This window comes from Agromyces sp. Y575 (assembly GCF_059445445.1).
In genome coordinates this window covers 144304-160593 of record NZ_JCAIUI010000004.1, presented here as the reverse complement: position 1 = coordinate 160593, position 16290 = coordinate 144304, and the positions used below count along the sequence as shown (strand labels likewise).

12 protein-coding genes are annotated in these 16290 nt (G+C 68.6%); 9 read left to right on the top strand and 3 right to left on the bottom strand.

The window, feature by feature from the left end; all coding sequences use genetic code 11:
• Positions 1-64: 64 nt before the first annotated feature.
• Both AC1C2U_RS16725 and AC1C2U_RS16720 read left to right on the top strand, forming a co-directional pair.
• On the top strand, positions 65-1963 hold the full coding sequence (locus AC1C2U_RS16725; protein ID WP_495362903.1) for an ABC transporter ATP-binding protein: 1899 nt from the start codon (positions 65-67) through the stop codon (positions 1961-1963).
• Positions 1960-3765, top strand: coding sequence for an ABC transporter ATP-binding protein (locus AC1C2U_RS16720; RefSeq protein ID WP_495362902.1), 1806 nt, complete (start codon positions 1960-1962; stop codon positions 3763-3765). Before AC1C2U_RS16725 ends, AC1C2U_RS16720 begins: the two co-directional genes overlap by 4 nt.
• Before the next feature lie 70 nt (positions 3766-3835).
• Here AC1C2U_RS16720 and AC1C2U_RS16715 read toward each other — a convergent pair whose 3' ends face one another.
• A complete protein-coding gene (locus AC1C2U_RS16715; RefSeq protein WP_495362901.1) occupies positions 3836-5107 on the bottom strand; it encodes a type III PLP-dependent enzyme domain-containing protein in 1272 nt (423 codons plus the stop codon).
• A gap of 247 nt (positions 5108-5354) precedes the next feature.
• Between AC1C2U_RS16715 and AC1C2U_RS16710 the strand changes: the two genes are divergently transcribed.
• Both AC1C2U_RS16710 and AC1C2U_RS16705 read left to right on the top strand, forming a co-directional pair.
• On the top strand, positions 5355-6020 hold the full coding sequence (locus AC1C2U_RS16710; protein WP_495362900.1) for a LuxR C-terminal-related transcriptional regulator: 666 nt from the start codon (positions 5355-5357) through the stop codon (positions 6018-6020).
• Positions 6020-7810 (top strand): sensor histidine kinase, encoded by a 1791-nt coding sequence (locus AC1C2U_RS16705; RefSeq protein ID WP_495362899.1) that lies wholly within the window; start codon positions 6020-6022, stop codon positions 7808-7810. Before AC1C2U_RS16710 ends, AC1C2U_RS16705 begins: the two co-directional genes overlap by 1 nt.
• Before the next feature lie 207 nt (positions 7811-8017).
• Here AC1C2U_RS16705 and AC1C2U_RS16700 read toward each other — a convergent pair whose 3' ends face one another.
• Both AC1C2U_RS16700 and AC1C2U_RS16695 read right to left on the bottom strand, forming a co-directional pair.
• A complete protein-coding gene (locus AC1C2U_RS16700) occupies positions 8018-8407 on the bottom strand; it encodes an MGMT family protein (RefSeq protein ID WP_495362898.1) in 390 nt (129 codons plus the stop codon).
• A gap of 25 nt (positions 8408-8432) precedes the next feature.
• Positions 8433-8885: a GNAT family N-acetyltransferase gene (locus AC1C2U_RS16695; protein WP_495362897.1), complete on the bottom strand. Its 453-nt coding sequence runs from the start codon at positions 8883-8885 to the stop codon at positions 8433-8435.
• Between the two features lie 340 nt (positions 8886-9225).
• Here AC1C2U_RS16695 and AC1C2U_RS16690 point away from each other — a divergent pair, with 340 nt between their 5' ends.
• From AC1C2U_RS16690 to AC1C2U_RS16670, 5 genes are all read left to right on the top strand, one after another.
• On the top strand, positions 9226-10443 hold the full coding sequence (locus tag AC1C2U_RS16690) for an NADP-dependent isocitrate dehydrogenase (RefSeq protein ID WP_495362896.1): 1218 nt from the start codon (positions 9226-9228) through the stop codon (positions 10441-10443).
• A gap of 187 nt (positions 10444-10630) precedes the next feature.
• Positions 10631-12487 (top strand): heavy metal translocating P-type ATPase, encoded by a 1857-nt coding sequence (locus AC1C2U_RS16685; RefSeq protein WP_495362895.1) that lies wholly within the window; start codon positions 10631-10633, stop codon positions 12485-12487.
• Between the two features lie 138 nt (positions 12488-12625).
• The gene (locus tag AC1C2U_RS16680; protein WP_495363112.1) at positions 12626-13798 is read left to right on the top strand and encodes an ROK family transcriptional regulator; all 1173 of its coding nucleotides are present in this window, start codon (positions 12626-12628) and stop codon (positions 13796-13798) included.
• Positions 13799-13867: 69 nt separating this feature from the next.
• Entirely contained in the window at positions 13868-15112 is a 1245-nt protein-coding gene (locus tag AC1C2U_RS16675) for an extracellular solute-binding protein (RefSeq protein WP_495362893.1), read from the top strand.
• Positions 15113-15262: 150 nt separating this feature from the next.
• The gene (locus AC1C2U_RS16670; RefSeq protein WP_495362892.1) at positions 15263-16252 is read left to right on the top strand and encodes a carbohydrate ABC transporter permease; all 990 of its coding nucleotides are present in this window, start codon (positions 15263-15265) and stop codon (positions 16250-16252) included.
• The last annotated feature ends 38 nt before the right edge of the window (positions 16253-16290 follow it).

Genomic DNA, 16290 nt, shown 5'->3' with positions numbered 1-16290 from the left:
ACCAAACCTTCGCCGTTCGGGCTCGCTCCGGAGCGTCCGGCGCCCCTTCTGATTGGAACCGGCTGTGTCCGAATCCCCCCAAGCGACTGCGCACGGCGCACCCGACTCGACCGCAGGGCCTGAGCGGCTCGGTACCCTGCGCGCGCTCTGGCGGTTGCGCGAGTACGCCGGGCCGGCCATGCCCGCATTCGCCGGCAGCATGGCCGCTGCGATCGGGGCGCACCTCATCGCCCTGGCGATCCCGCAGGTGCTTCAGCAGATTGTCGACGGGCCGCTCGCCAATCGTGAGGCCGACGCGGTCATCCCGCTCGCGGTGCTCGTGTTCGTCCTCGGCGCTGTCGAGGCGATCCTCTATGCGATCCGCCGCTGGCTCGTCGTGGGCCCCGGCACCCGGGTCGAGGCGCGCATGCGCAACGCGCTCTACGCGAAGCTCCAAGATCTGCCCGTGAGCTTCCATGATCGCTGGCCGAGCGGCCAGTTGCTCTCCCGCGCGGTGAGCGACCTCGGCCTCATCCGCCGGTGGCTCTCGTTCGGGCTCGTGCTGACCGGTGCGAACGTCGTGATCATCGTCGTGGGCGTCGGCATCCTGATGTCGATGAACTGGTTCCTCGGGCTCATCTTCCTCGTCTGCTCGTTGCCGCTCTGGTGGGCGGGCTGGCGCTTCGAGGGCCGCTACTCCGAGATGTCGCGGCTCAGCCAAGACCAGGCGGGCGACCTCGCGACCGCCGTCGAGGAGTCGGTGCACGGCATCCGGGTGCTGAAGGCGTTCGGGCGCGGCAAGCACGCCCTGTCCACGTTCCGCGCGCAGGCCGAGTCGCTGCGCAGCACCGAGATCGAGAAGGCGCGCCTCGACGCGACCATCTGGGTGTGGATCATGGTCATTCCGGCGGTCGCCCTCTCGATCTGCCTCGTGGCGGGTGTGTGGCTGGCCGCGCAGGGACAGCTGAGCGTCGGCGAGCTCGTCGCCTTCTTCGCGACGGCAACCGTGCTCGCGTGGCCCATCGAGTCGATCGGCTTCATGCTCGCGTTCGCCCTCGACGCGCGCACCGCGACCGACCGGTACTTCGACATCCTCGACAGCGAGAACACGATCCTCGACCCGGCCGAACCGCGCACCCTCGAACGTCCGCGCGGCCAACTCGCTTTCACCGGCGTGCACTTCCGCTATCAGGATTCGCCCGAGCGATTCGACGACCTCCTCGACGGCGTCGACCTCGTGCTGGAGCCAGGGGAGTCCATGGCGCTCGTCGGCCTCACCGGTTGCGGCAAGACCACGATGACCGCACTCACCACGCGCCTGTACGACGTCACTGCGGGTTCGGTGACGCTCGACGGCGTCGACGTGCGCGCGTTCAGCCGTGAAGAGCTGCGGACGCTCATCGCCATGGCCTTCGAAGATGCGACGCTCTTCAGCGCCTCTGTGCGCGACAACGTGCTGCTCGGCCGACCCGAACTCGCCGCCGACGACCCCGAGACACGGGCGGAGGCCGAGCGGGTGCTCGACGAGGCCCTGCGGATCGCGCAGGCCGCGTTCGTCTACGACCTGCCAGAGGGCGTCGACACCAAGGTCGGCGAAGAGGGCATGAGCCTCTCCGGCGGACAGCGCCAGCGACTCGCGCTCGCTCGCGCGGTCGCGGCCAAGCCCGCCGTTCTCGTACTCGACGACCCGCTCTCGGCGCTCGACGTCGCGACCGAGGGAAGGGTCGAGGCTGAGCTGCGCTCCGTGCTCGCCTCGACCACGGCGCTCATCGTGGCGCACCGCCCGTCGACGGTCATGCTCGCCGACCGGGTCGCGCTGCTCGAGCACGGGCGGATCACCGCGGTGGGCACCCACTCCGAGCTCCTGCAGGAGAGCGAACACTACCGATTCGTCATCTCGAGCCTCGAAGACGACGAGCGCAGGAACACCGGCATCGATGCCGTCGATGTCGACACCACGATCCGAGAGGAGGCGGCATCATGAGCGTCACCGGAGTGCAGGGCGAAGAACGCCAGGACTACACGAAGGCGGAATCCGCGCAGATCCGCGCCCGCTCGCGGCGGCTCCTCGGTTCGCTGCTCTCACCGCTGAAGGCCAAGCTGTGGGTCACGGCGCTGGCGATCGTCGTGTCGTCGGCCGCGCAGGTCGCCGGCCCGGCGCTCATCGCGTTCGGCATCGACCAGGGCATTCCTGCGCTGATCGAACAGAACTGGTACCCCGCCGCATTCGCCGGTTTCGCGTACCTCCTGACGGGCCTCGTGGGTGCGTTCCTCATCTCGGTGTACATCCGGATGTCGGCCCGCATCAGCCAGGCCGTGCTCATCGACCTGCGCACGAGGGTGTTCCTGCACACGCAGAAGCTCTCGCTGGAGTTCCACGAGTCGTACACGTCGGGGCGTATCATCTCACGCCAGACGAGCGACCTCGACGCCATCCGCGAGCTCATGGACGAGGGGCTCACACTCCTCGTGCGCGGGCTCATGTACATGGTGTTCACCGCCATCGCACTGCTCCTGATGGACCTGCCCTCCGGGCTCGTGCTGGTCGTCGCGCTCGTGCCCCTCGGCATTCTGACACGGTGGTTCCAGGTGCGCTCCCAATCGCTGTTCCGGCGTTCACGCGTGGCATCCGCGAAGCTCATCGTGCAGTTCGTCGAGACGATGACGGGCATGCGCGCCGTGCAGGCGTTCCGCAAGGAACGCCGCAACGAGGCCGAGTTCGCCGGACTCACCGAGGACTACCGCGACGTCAACGCGAAGGTGCTCGGCCTGTTCGCGGTGTTCAACCCGGGACTTGCGTTCATCGGCAACACCGCGGTCGCGGTCACGCTCGTGCTCGGCGGCTTCCGTGTGGTCGACGGGGGCCTCGAGGTCGGTGTACTGCTCGCCGCAGTGCTCTACACGAAGCGCTTCTTCGACCCCATGGAAGACCTCGCGATGTTCTACAACGGGTACCAGTCGGCCTCCTCGGCGCTCGAGAAGATCTCGGGCGTGCTCGAAGAGGAGCCGAGCGTGCCCGACCCGGTGAAGCCGGTCGACCTGTGGAACGCCGAGGGCCACGTGCGCTTCGACGGCGTCGAGTTCGCCTACACGAAGGACCGGGTCATCCTGCCCCGGTTCGACCTCGACATTCCGGCCGGACAGACGATCGCGCTCGTCGGCTCGACGGGTGCCGGCAAGTCGACGCTCGCCAAGCTCATCGCTCGCTTCTACGACCCGAGTGACGGGGTCCTCTCGCTCGACGGCATCGCGCTCGCCGACCTGCACCCGAAAGACCTCCGGCGAGCGATCGTCATGGTCACGCAGGAGGCCTACCTCTTCTCGGGCTCGGTCGCCGACAACATCGCGCTCGGCAAGCCCGATGCGACGTCCGACGAGATCGTACGGGCGGCAATGGCGGTCGGCGCGCACGAGTTCATCGAGGCTCTGCCCGGCGGTTACGACACCGATGTGAACAAGCGTGGCGGGCGAGTGAGCGCCGGACAGCGCCAGTTGATCTCGTTCGCGCGGGCGTTCCTCGCGAACCCTGCGGTACTGATCCTCGACGAAGCGACGTCCTCGCTCGACATCCCGAGCGAGCGGCTCGTGCAAGACGGGCTGACCAAGCTCCTCGCCGACCGCACCGCCATCATCATCGCGCACCGCCTGTCGACGGTCTCGATCGCAGATCGGGTGCTCGTGATGGAACACGGTCGCCTCGTCGAAGACGGCACTCCGGCCGAGCTCATCGGCGGTTCCGGAAGGTTCGCGGCGCTCCACGCGGCCTGGCGGGACTCGCTCGTCTAGGTCGAACACGCCTGCCGCGAGCGGATGCCCCGCGCCGAACGATCGGCGCGGGGCATCCGCGTCCCGGGCCTCAGCCGGGAATGACGACGACCGGCGCCGCCGGATGGTTCGGGAACCCCGCTCCGGCCATCGGGCTCACGAGCAGGTCGCCGTCGCCGAGCGGCGGGAGCAGGCAGCCGCGCACGACTCCGTCTCCGGGGTCGAGGCTGGGACCGGCGAGGGTGACGTGTCGGCGTCCGCGCATCAACAGCCGCCGGGTCGGCCGCTCCGTGGCACCATCCGTCACCGGCTCAGCGCCGAGTTCTACCGCCGCGAACACCCGCTCCGCGATATTGCCACCGGCCTCGCCGGGCTGCGCAACGGGCAACGACCCGTCGAGGTGGTGCCAGCGCCCGTCGGGGCGATCGGCAGTGCCGATCACGCGGGTCACGAGTGTCATCGCCGGTGCGGTGACGGAGCGGCCGGGGTCGAACGACACACGGAGGTCTCCGGGAGCGCCCGCCAGCGCGCTGCGGATGGCGCGAATGACGTCGGCGCGCACCCCAGCGCGTTCGCCGTGGTCGAGGGGGAGCTCACCGGCCAGGTGCAGCACGCTCCGGCGCCCGCCCTGCCTCCGCAGCCGCTGTTCGAGGTGGAGCGCGTCGTGGATCGCGCGTCTCCACGTCGCCGGCGTCGCCCCGACCGCGAGGTCCACGCTGAACCCTGCGCTGTGCAGTCCGGCGTGCCGACAGATCTCGACGAGGTCCGGTGCCCCTGCCGTGGTGACACCGAATTTCACCGCCGGCGTGCTCGAGCTGGTCGGCGCAGTTGCTGAGAGGCGCACGAGCACCGAGACATCCGTCGGCAGGCCGGCGAACTTCGCGACCTCGGCCGCGTTGTCGACGACGAAGGTGCGGATGCCTCGGAGGTATGCACTGGTGAGATCGGCGACGGTCTTCACAGGGTGGGTGTGAACGCTGCGATCCACCGAGATGGCGTGATGCTCGAGGAGGGCGATCTGCGCTCGGGACGCGACGTCGATGCTCGCGCCGAACGCGTCGACGGCGCGTGCAGCCGCCGGGTGGGGCAGTGCTCCCGCCGCGACGTGGATGCGGACGTTCGGCAGCTGCCGGCGCAGGTCGAGGAGCCGCATGGTGACCCGGTCGGTGTCGAGCACGAGGAGTGGGGTGCCATGACGGCGCACGAGCTCGCCCAGCCGGATGTGCTCGGCGTATTCGGCCAGGTCGCGGCGCACGAGTTCGCGGTGCGGCACGCGCTCGGCTGCCGAACCGGTGCCCGGCGGCACGACGGACGCCGGTGCGCGCTCATCGAGCAGCCCATGCAAACGCTCGGACCAGGACATGACCCGAAGTCTGCCGCGCGGCCGGGGGTGCGGGATCAGGGCGACCACGGGGCGGCCCGGGGTGCAGGCACTGAGCGGGATCGGCGTGCGCTCGACGGGCACGAACTCTCCAGCCTGGCAGTGATCCGGTGCGCCCGCACCGGGGTGCCCCCTGAAATGGGCCGCGCGGGCCGAGTGCAACCGCGGTACCCTCACGGGAGGCGGGTCCACCCGATGACGGTCACGCCTGCCCCGGAATGGAGGAGCGATGGAGACGGCCGCACGTCCCCTGCGCGTGGCGATCGCCGATGACGCGCTCCTTCTGCGCGAGGGCATCGCCAAGGTGCTCGTTGACGGCGGCATCGAGGTCGTCGCCTCCGTCGGCACGGGTGCCGAACTCCTCGAGGTCGCTGCTCGCGGCGAGCTCGACGCGGCCGTCCTCGACATCCGCATGCCCCCGAGCCACCGCGACGAGGGCATCCTCGCCCTCGAAGAGATGCGCGCACAGGGTTCGACCATCGGCGTCCTGCTGCTCTCGATGTACGCGACGCCCGAGTACGCCCTGCGCGTCATGGGCGCGGGCAGCGGCACCGGCTACCTGCTGAAGGAACGCGTCTCCGAGCCTCAGACGCTCGTGCGTGCGGTCGAGACGGTCGCTTCGGGCGGGTCGGTCGTCGACCCCGAGGTCGTCGAACAGCTCGTGCAGCGCACCCGCGCCGACGACCCCCTCTCGCGCCTCACCGAACGCGAGCGATCCGTGCTCGAACTCATGGCGCAGGGGTATTCGAACGGTGGCATCGCGCAGTCGCTCTTCCTCGGGCTGAAGACCGTCGAGACGCATGTCCGCTCCATCCTGCAGAAGCTCGATCTCGAGGAGTCGCCCGAGCACCACCGACGGGTGCTCGCGGTACTGACGCTCCTCGGCGCGAGGTGATGGCCCCCGGCCGCAAAGGCCGGATCATCAGACGCAGCATCATCATCGCCGTGGTCGTGGCGGTGAGCCTCGCGATGGAGATCTCGGGATACATCGCCACCCCGGCGGCGGACCGTCGTGAAGTGTCATGGACGACCCTTCACGCGCTCGTTCCGCTCGTGTTCGTGGCGTGCGCAGGCATCGCCTGGTCGATCGGCCCCTCGCGAGTGCCGGCACGGCTGATGGTGACCTTCGCCGTGGTGTGGATACCACTGTCGTTCCTGCGCGTCGTCGAGGACATCGGATGGCTCTGGCCGCTGCTCTACGGCCTGCACCTCTGGTGGGCGGTGCTCACCGGCATCCTCGTGCTCGTGTATCCGCGCGGCTGGCTCGTCGACCGGGTCGATCGCTGGATCGCGGGAATCGCGCTCGTCGCGTCGGTCGGCTACCTCCTCGGAGTGCTCCTGCTCGGCCAGCCGTCTGCAGGAGTGTGCGATTGCGCTCCCAATCCGTACCGCATCGCGGAGGCGCCTGCGCTGTTCGCGATGATCGACATCGGCTACCGCATCGTCGGCGTGCTGCTCGCACTCGTGATCGCCGGCCGGCTCCTCGTCCGTTGGGTGCGCGGAAGCGTTCCCGCCCGCACGGTGGCATTCCTCATGCCGGTCGCCCTGTTCGCCTGGGCGATCACCCTCGCGGCCCAGGCCGCCAACTACGCGGCATCCGGCACCGCCGACCTCGTGCTCGATACCGTTTCGCTCGTGGCGATCGCGTCGATCCCCGTCAGCTTCGTCGCAGGCATCGCCCACACGCGGAACATGCGCGCCCGGGTCGCAGACCTGATGCGCATCACGCGCGAGGGCGCCGATCGCGGGTTGTGGGCCGAATCGCTCGCGCGCACCCTGCGCGACGCCTCGGTACGCGTCTACTGGTGGGACGAAGAGCGCGCCAGATATGCGGATGCCGCGGGCGAACCGCTCGAACACGGCCCCGACGACCGACGTGGCGATCACGGCCTGTTGCCCGTCGCGTCGCCGACCGGAATCCCGATCGCCGTCATCCGCCATGACCGGGTGCTCACCGACAACATGCGCCTCCTCGACGGGGTCTCGAGCGCGCTGCGACTCTCGGTCGACAACGGGCGGCTGCGTTCGGAGATCGAACGCACCCTCGAGCAGGTCCGCCAGTCGCGAAGTCGCATCGTCGAGGCGGGCGACGAGGCGAGGCGTCGCATCGAACGCGACCTGCACGACGGGGCTCAGCAGCAGCTCGTGTCCCTCGGCATGCGCTTGCGCCTCGCGGCGAACCAGGCGCGCGATCGCGGTGTCGAGCCGCTCGGGATCGAACTCGACGGCACGATCGGCATGCTGAACCAGGGCCTCAAAGACCTGCGCGAACTCGCGCACGGCATCCACCCGTCGCTGTTGTCGTCGGGCGGACTGGCGCTCGCGGTGCCGGAACTCGCCGGTCGCTGCCCGGTGCCGGTCGAGCTCGATGTGCAAGCCGAGGGGCGCCTGCCCGAGGTCGTCGAGTCGACCGCGTACTTCGTCGTCTCAGAGGCGCTCGCGAACATCGCGAAGCACGCGGAGGGGACGCGGGCATGGGTGCGAGCCGGCATCGACGGCGGCGAACTCGAACTCGTCGTGCGCGACAACGGCGTGGGCGGGGCATCCGTCGACGCAGGCTCGGGCATGCTCGGCATCGCCGACCGCGTCGACGCCGTCGGCGGCCGGTTCCTCATCGTGAGCCCGGTGGGTGCCGGCACGACGATCACGGTGCGCATCCCGCTCGGCGCGGACTTCGCGGGTTGAGGAGCGAGCGAAGCGAGCGTCTCGAGGCTTCGCGGGTTGAGGAGTGAGCGAAGCGAGCGTCTCGAGGCTTCGCGGGTTGAGGAGTGAGCGAAGCGAGCGTCTCGAAACCTGCTTGCCCGTACATGGGGGTTTCGAGACGGCGCTAGCGCGCCTCCTCAACCCGCAGGGTGGCGGGCGCCGGCGCGCCTCCTCAACCCGCAGGGGTGTTCAGGCCCGCCAGCGGCACGCGGTGAGGTCGATGCGGTAGCCGTCGTCGTCGGCCGTCGTGCGCAGCGGCGTGCCCTCGGCGTCGTAGTGCACGCGCGCCCGCTCTGCGTGGCCTGCCGGCGGCCGGCCGCCGGCGCGCACGACCCGCCACCACGGGACATCCGCTCCATGCCTGGCCATCACCTGTCCGACGGCGCGGGCGCCGCGGGAGCCGAGCAATGCGGCGATGTCGCCGTAGGTCGCCACTTGCCCCGAAGGGATGTCGGCGACCACGACGAGTACGGCCTCGACGAACCCTTCGACAGGCTCAGGGCGGCGCCCTTCGACAGGCTCAGGGCGGCGCCCTTCGACAGGCTCAGGGCGGCGCCCGTCGATGTGCTGCTGCGGCATCCGCTGGGCCTGATCGGTGCTCGCGTCAGAGCTCGAGCGCACCGATGACGTCACCGTACGCGGTCTCACCGATGTCGGTGAAGCCGATTCGGTGGAAGAACGCTTCAGGCCCCTCTTCGCCCGGCTCCCACAGCACGGTGATGCGGTCGAAGCCGCGGCGCTTCGCCTCTTCGGCGAGCGCCGTCGCGAGGAATCGGCCGACGCCCTTGCCCTGCACCTCGGCGTCGACGTTGATGCGCCAGATGCACGCGCGGAACTCCTCGTGCTCGTTCTCGGGGTCGAAGTTGCCGTGGATGAACCCGACGACCCGGTCTTCGAGCAGTGCGACACGCTGCCACGCGGTGGCGGGATCGATGACCGACGACTCGGCTGAGTAGGTGACCGGGGCGATGAACTGTTCCTGGCCGGGCTTGAGTGACAGCGAGTTCGCCGCAACAATGTTCGACGCCGACAGGTCTTCCAGTCTCAGCTCAGCCATGCAGCCAAGGCTAACCCGTGCGAGCTCCGCGTCGGTAGCCGAGACGACACAAAGGCCATCGGCCGGTGTCGACGACACCCCGCGCACTCGACGGGCAGCTCCAGCGCGCCATGATCGACGAACTGCTCACGGCCATTCGCGACAAGGCCGATATCTGACCGATCGAGCGGCGCAGTGTCGTCGCGACCGAGCGGATGCTGCGGCATCCGCTCGCCTCGATCTCGAGCCGAAATATCTCTCGATGTGGAGATAATCAGGCGACGCGGTAAGCTGGCGGACGGCGTGTCCGACCGCCCCGAAGCTTCCCGTTTCCCCCACCAGAATCAAGGAGACATCCACTTTGTCGAAGATCAAGGTTGCAGGCACCGTCGTCGAGCTCGACGGCGACGAGATGACGCGCATCATCTGGCAGGCCATCAAAGACACGCTGATCCACCCGTACCTCGATGTGAACCTCGAGTACTACGACCTCTCGATCCAGAAGCGCGACGAGACCGACGACCAGATCACGGTCGATGCGGCCCACGCGATCCAGAAGCACGGCGTCGGCGTCAAATGCGCGACGATCACGCCCGACGAGGCGCGCGTCGAGGAGTTCGGCCTGAAGAAGATGTGGAAGTCGCCGAACGGTACGATCCGCAACATCCTCGGCGGCGTCATCTTCCGTGAGCCGATCATCATCTCGAACATCCCGCGCCTCGTGCCGGGCTGGAACAAGCCGATCATCATCGGCCGTCACGCCTTCGGCGACCAGTACCGCGCCACCGACTTCCTCTTCAAGGGCGAGGGCACCCTCTCGGTCTCGTTCACCCCGAAAGACGGTGGCGAGCCGCAGCAGTTCGAGGTCTACCAGTCCCCGGGCGACGGCATCGCGCAGGTGCAGTACAACCTCGACGCGTCGATCCGCGACTTCGCCCGCGCTTCGCTGAACTACGGCCTGAACCGCAACTACCCCGTGTACCTCTCGACGAAGAACACGATCCTGAAGGCGTACGACGGCCGCTTCAAGGACATCTTCCAGGAGATCTTCGAGACCGAGTTCAAGGCGCAGTTCGACGCCGCCGGCCTCACCTACGAGCACCGCCTCATCGACGACATGGTCGCTTCGGCCATGAAGTGGGAGGGCGGCTACGTCTGGGCGTGCAAGAACTACGACGGCGACGTGCAGTCCGACACCGTGGCCCAGGGCTTCGGCTCGCTCGGCCTCATGACCTCGGTGCTCGCCACTCCCGACGGCAAGGTCGTCGAGGCCGAAGCGGCGCACGGCACCGTCACACGTCACTACCGCCAGCACCAGGCCGGCAATCCCACCTCGACGAACCCGATCGCCTCGATCTTCGCCTGGACGCGCGGCCTCGCGCACCGCGGCAAGCTCGACGGCAACCAGGAGCTCATCGACTTCGCCGCGACCCTCGAAGACGTCGTCATCACGACCGTCGAGTCGGGCGCCATGACGAAAGACCTCGCGGCCCTCGTCGGCCCCGAGCAGGGCTACCAGACGACCGAGGAGTTCCTCGCGACACTGGCCGACAACCTGAAGGCGCGCATCGCCGCGTAGTCGAAACGCCTCGTGACGGGGGTCGGATGCCGCGGCATCCGACCCCCGTTCGCGTTTCCGCCCCCTCTCCACCACGTTTCTCAGGAACGCCCCCTCGAATCCGGGCCCTTTTCAGGAGGAATCGCCCCAATCCGACCCGTGCGCCCGAAAAACTCCTGAAAAGAGTGCGGCACGGGAGGATGGGGGCATGGCACGTATCCTGAAGCTCGCCCGCCAGTACTGGGCCGTCACGCTCACGATCGGCATCGGTCTGCTCGGCGTCGTGCTCGCCCTCACCGGCGCAGGTGCCGCCGTGCAGTGGATCTTCAGTGTGTACGCCCTCGGTGTGGCGGCCTGGCAGGCCGTCGGCATGGTGCGCGACATTCTGCGCGGGCACTGGGGCCTCGACATCCTCGCGGTCACCGCGATCGTCGCGACGGTGCTCGTCGGCGAGTACGTCGCCGCCCTCGTGGTGGTGCTCATGCTCACGGGCGGCGCGGCTCTCGAGGACTACGCGAACCGTCGCGCCAAGCGCGAGCTCGACGCCTTGCTGACCCGTTCGCCCCAACATGCGCACCGCATGGAGGGCGACGCGATCGTCGACGTGCCCGCCGGCCAGGTTCAGGTCGGCGACGTGCTGCTCGTGCGACCGAGCGAGATCGTGCCGGTCGACGCGAACCTCCGCTCTGCGGAGACGACGATGGACGAATCGTCGATCACCGGGGAGTCGGTCCCGGTCGAGAAGCACGCCGGCGACCTCGTGCTGAGCGGGTCGGTGAACGGCCAGGTTGCGGTCGAGGTCGTCGCCGCGGCGTCCGCAGCCGACAGCCAGTACCAGCAGATCATGGCCCTCGTCACGGCCGCGGCCGCATCGAAGGCGCCGGTCGTGCGGCTCGCCGATCGTTACGCCGTGCCGTTCACGGTGTTCTCGCTCGCGCTCGCCGCGGTCGCGTGGTGGGCGTCGGGCGACCCGGTGCGCTTCGCGGAGGTGCTCGTGCTCGCCACCCCGTGCCCGTTGCTCATCGCCGCGCCGGTGGCATTCATCGGCGGCATGAGCCGCGCGGCGAGGAACGGCGTGATCGTGAAGGGCGGGGGAGTGCTCGAGCAGCTCGCAGCGGCGAAGACGGCCGTGTTCGACAAGACCGGCACGCTCACCCACGGTTCGCCGACACTCGTCGCGATCCGGCCGGCGAACGGCTTCGGCGACGACGAACTGCTCGGCGCGGTGGCTTCGGCGGAGCAGTATTCGTCGCACGTGCTCGCAACGTCGATGATCCAGGCGGCGAAGGATCGCGGGTTGGCCCTGGCAGAAGCCGAGGGGGCGCGCGAAGCCGCGACGAACGGCGTGACCGCGAAGGTCGGCGGGCGTGAGGTCGTCGTCGGCAAGTTCGCCTTCGTACGCGAGCACGCGCCGGATGCGGAGCGCACCGAGATCGCGCCGGGAGAACTCGCGGTCTACGTCGCGATCGACGGTCGCTTCGGCGGGGCACTGCTCGCGAGCGACCGGCTGCGCGAGAACGCGAAGGCCACGCTGGCGCGCCTGGACGAACTCGGCGTGCACCGCGTCATGATGCTCACAGGCGACGCGAAGGCGACGGCCGATCACGTCGCCGCCGAACTCGGCATCACCCGCGTGCGGGCGGATTGCCTTCCTGCCGACAAGGTGCACGAGGTCGCGGCGGTTGCGGATCGGCCGGTGATCATGGTCGGCGACGGTGTCAACGATGCGCCAGTACTCGCGGCCGCCGATGTCGGTATCGCGATGGGGGCGAAAGGCGCGACGGCGGCGAGTGAGTCGGCGTCTGCCGTGATCCTCGTCGATGACATCTCGCTCACGGCCAAGGCGGTCGAGATCGGCCGAGACACCGTTCGCATCGCATTGCAGAGCATCTGGATCGGCATCATCGTGAGCGTCGGGCTCATGTTCGTCGCCGCGTTCGGGGTGATCCCGGCTGTCCTCGGTGCGGTGCTGCAGGAAGTGGTCGATCTCGTGACGATCCTCGCGGCGCTCCGCGCGATCGGCGGGCGGCTCGATGCGAAAGCGGAACTGGTCACAACTCGATAACGTCGGGGAGAAGTGGTTGCAAACACTTGCGGGCTGGTTTGTTCGTAAGGTTTACTAACAAACGTGACTGCAACGGATGCGCAGCGAGGCCCGGTCACAACGGTGCCGACGCCCCCCACCTCCCCGGTGGCGCCCGAGCTGCTCATCGCACCCAGCCCGGGCATTCCCGCCTTCACCCGTTCGCGCGCACTCCGTCCCACCGGCAAGGTCCTGCCCGAGCACGCCCGCACCCACAATCGTGCACTCGTGCTGCAGACCCTCTATTCGGCCGGCGCGCAGAGCCGGGCGGATGTCGCGCGCGAGACCGGGCTCACCCGGGTCACGATCTCCGACCTCGTCGCCGCCCTCATCGCCGAGGGGCTCGTCGTCGAGCTGGGCCAACGCGAAGACGCACGACCGGGCAAGCCGGCGACCCTCATCGACATCGACCGCGATGCGTTCCACATCATCGGCGTCGATCTCTCGGAGCACGAGGTGTTCCGCGGCGCCGTCGTCGGCCTCGACGGCCAGATCGTCGTCCGCGACGAGATCGCGCGAGGCGGTGCGACCGGCGAAGCGGCCATACTCCTCGTCGAGCGACTCGTCGCGAGCCTCGCCGAGCGCACTACGACGCCGGTGCTCGGCGTCGGCGTCGGCTCACCCGGCGTCGTCGACCAGCACGGCGTGGTCAGGTCGGCGCCCAACCTCGGCTGGACCGACGTCGCGCTGCAAGATCGACTCGCCGCCCTGTTCGCCCTGCCCGTGTACGTCGCCAACGACGCGAACGTCGGCGTCCTCGCCGAACACGGCTCGTCCCACCTCGACGACCTGTTGCTGATCAAGATCGGGCACGGTGTCGGCGCCGGCCTCATCATCGGCGGCCGACCCGTCATCGGCGGCGGTTTCGCGGCCGGCGAGATCGGCCACGTGGTCGTCGGCACCGATGGCGGCCCGCACTGCGCATGCGGCAGAGACGGATGCCTCGAAGCGTGGCTCGCCGTGCCGCGGCTGACCGCCCAGCTCGCCGAGCTCTCCGGCGACGAGGTCGCCGTGGCATCCGCACGCGATGATATTCTTCGCGAGGCCGGCCGCCGACTCGGCATCGTGCTCGCACCGGTCGTCGGTGCGCTCAACCTGTCGGAGGTCGTGCTCAGCGGCCCCGCCCAACTGCTCGTCGGCGCCTTTCACGAGGCGACCGTCGAAACACTCCGGAAGCGGACGATGGCGGAATTCAACCGTGATCTGAGGCTCCGGATGTCCGAGCAGGCGGAGGACATCGTCCTTCGCGGCGCGGCCGTCATGGTCCTCTCCGGACAACTCGGAGTCTCGTGAGGGACTCCACGCACCAAGGGTGACAGCGAACCCCCGCTGCCTCCCCATCCCCATGAAAGGAAACGACAAATGAGGAAACTCGGCATTGTGGCGCTCGGCGCTGCTGCTGCCCTGACCCTCGCCGGTTGCAGCGCCGGTGGTGGCAACGAGTCGGCCGACAGTGGCAAGATCACCGTCTGGGTCGTCGGCACCGACACTCCCGACACAGCCCGCGAATACCTCAAGGACACCTTCGAGGCGGAGAACGACGGTTGGACCCTCACGGTCGAGGAGAAGACCTGGGCCGACGTGAGTGACACCTACGCGGCGGCACTGCAGTCGAACGACTCGCCCGACGTCGTCGAGGTCGGCAACACCCAGACCGCGAGCTTCGCGGACCAGGGACTGTTCCTGCCGCTCACCGACTTCCCGGCCGATGACTACCTGCCCGGTCTCGTCGAGTCCGCCACGTACGACGGCGAGCTCTACGCAGCGCCGTACTACGCGGGCGGTCGTATCGTGTTCTACAGCGAGCAGATCCTCGGCGCCACACCGGTTCCGACGACACTCGACGAGTACGTCGCTACCGGCAAGGCGCTGAAGACCGACACCCGTTCGGGTATCTGGGCTCCGGGCCGCGACTGGTACAACGCCCTTCCCTACGTCTGGGCGCACGACGGCTTCATCGCCGAGCAGGACGGCGACGAGTGGAAAGCCGGCTTCTCGAGCGAAGGTGGCATCGAGGGCCTGACCCAGCTGCAGGACGTGTACGTGAACGCGTCCAACGCGGCGAAGGACGGCGACGAGACCGACCCGCAGGTGCCGTTCTGCGCCGGTGAGATCGCGCTGCTCTCCGCTCCCGCGTGGGTGCAGTGGTCGATCACGGCTCCGGCCGACGCCGAGGCGCCGGGTTGTGCCGACACCTACGGTTCCGACCTGCGTGCGTTCCCGCTCCCCGGCCTCGAGGCCGGGGAGACCGCGCCGATCTTCGCCGGAGGCTCGAACATCGCCGTCGCGACGAAGAGCGCCAACCCCGAGCAGGCTCGTGCCGCGCTCGACATCATGGCTGGCGAGGACTACCAGATCCTGCTCGCCGAAGGCGGCCTGACGCCGGGCTTCACGGCAGCTGCTGCATCGCTGCCCGACACGGAGATCGCCAAGGCCCAGGCCGTAGCGCTCGCCAACTCGAAGGTGACCCCGACCACTCCGAAGTGGGCCGAGGTCGAAGCTGCGCAGATCATCCAGGAGGCGCTCGTGAAGATCGCCCAGGGCGGGGACGTGGCGACCATCGCGGCCGACCTCGACGCGCAGATCGAGGACATCCTCAACAGCTAGCCTGTCGAGCCCCTGCGCGGGGGGCGGAGTCCCACACAGCTCCGCCCCCCGCTCCACGACATCCTCGTGCCCGCCGTCGCCGTCGCCGCCGCGCCCGAGACGTACCATCAGTCAAATCGCGATCCCCCGCGACACATCCGAGGAGCAGCCATGAGCGCAACCCTCACCGAGCCTGACGCAGCGCCGCGCACGCCGAAGTCCAGACCTCCCCAATCACCGCGTAACTCCGCGGGCGATCGTCCCCGTAAGAAGCCGCTGCCCTGGGCGCCATGGCTGCTGCTCGCCCCCAGCATCCTCCTGCTCGGCGTCATGGTCCTCTACCCGACCATCGTGATGTTCGTCAACTCCTTCACGGACCTGCAGATCAAGAACAAGATGCTCGGCACCTCGCCGAACTTCGTGGGCTTCGACAACTACATCGAGGTCTTCACCGAGTCCGACTTCCCGGCAGTGCTCGCCCGCAGCCTCGGGCTCATGGTCGTACTCACGGCACTCATCGTCGTGATCGGCATGGTCATCGCCCTCCTCATGACGAAACTGTCGAAGCGCTGGCGCCTCGCGGTGTCGATCGGCCTGATGCTCGCATGGGCGATGCCGCCGCTCTCGGCCACCGTCGTCTTCGGTTGGATCTTCGATACCGATTACGGTCTCGTGAACTGGGCGCTCAACACCATCACGGACACGCAGGACTTCCGCGGCCACTCCTGGCTCATCGACCCGTGGTCCTTCATGATGGTGCTCGTCATCATCGTCGTCTGGCAGAGCGTCCCCTTCGCCGCGGTCACCTTCTACGCCGGTCTCGGCCAGGTGCCCGAAGAGGTGCTCGAGGCCTCATCGCTCGACGGCGCGAGCCCTTGGCAGCGGTTCCGGCTCATCACCATGCCGTACATGCGGGGTGTCTTGACCGCCGTACTGGTGCTCGAGACCATCTGGAACCTTCGAATCTTCACCCAGGTGTATGCGCTGCAGCAGCAGGGAGGGCTCGCGAGCGAGACCAACATCCTGCCCACCTATCTGTTCCGGCAGGGCCTCGGCGAGTTCGGCGTGACCGCTGCGATCGGCGTGTTCATGGTCATCCTGCTCATGGCCATCTCCTACTTCAACGTCCGTTCCTCCCTGAAGGATGAGGCAGAGCTGTGACCGTCAGCCCAGGAATCCAGATCGCCGAGAGCCCCGAC

Bases quoted from the DNA above. Each gene is read 5' to 3' on its own strand.
- AC1C2U_RS16700 (WP_495362898.1), bottom strand. From the start codon at position 8,407: ATGCCGCAGCAGCACATCGACGGGCGCCGCCCTGAGCCTGTCGAAGGG.
- AC1C2U_RS16715 (WP_495362901.1), bottom strand. From the start codon at position 5,107: ATGTCCTGGTCCGAGCGTTTGCATGGGCTGCTCGATGAGCGCGCACCG.
- AC1C2U_RS16685 (WP_495362895.1), top strand. From the start codon at position 10,631: ATGGCACGTATCCTGAAGCTCGCCCGCCAGTACTGGGCCGTCACGCTC.
- AC1C2U_RS16705 (WP_495362899.1), top strand. From the start codon at position 6,020: ATGGCCCCCGGCCGCAAAGGCCGGATCATCAGACGCAGCATCATCATC.
- AC1C2U_RS16710 (WP_495362900.1), top strand. From the start codon at position 5,355: ATGGAGACGGCCGCACGTCCCCTGCGCGTGGCGATCGCCGATGACGCG.
- AC1C2U_RS16720 (WP_495362902.1), top strand. From the start codon at position 1,960: ATGAGCGTCACCGGAGTGCAGGGCGAAGAACGCCAGGACTACACGAAG.
- AC1C2U_RS16695 (WP_495362897.1), bottom strand. From the start codon at position 8,885: ATGGCTGAGCTGAGACTGGAAGACCTGTCGGCGTCGAACATTGTTGCG.
- AC1C2U_RS16670 (WP_495362892.1), top strand. From the start codon at position 15,263: ATGAGCGCAACCCTCACCGAGCCTGACGCAGCGCCGCGCACGCCGAAG.
- AC1C2U_RS16675 (WP_495362893.1), top strand. From the start codon at position 13,868: ATGAGGAAACTCGGCATTGTGGCGCTCGGCGCTGCTGCTGCCCTGACC.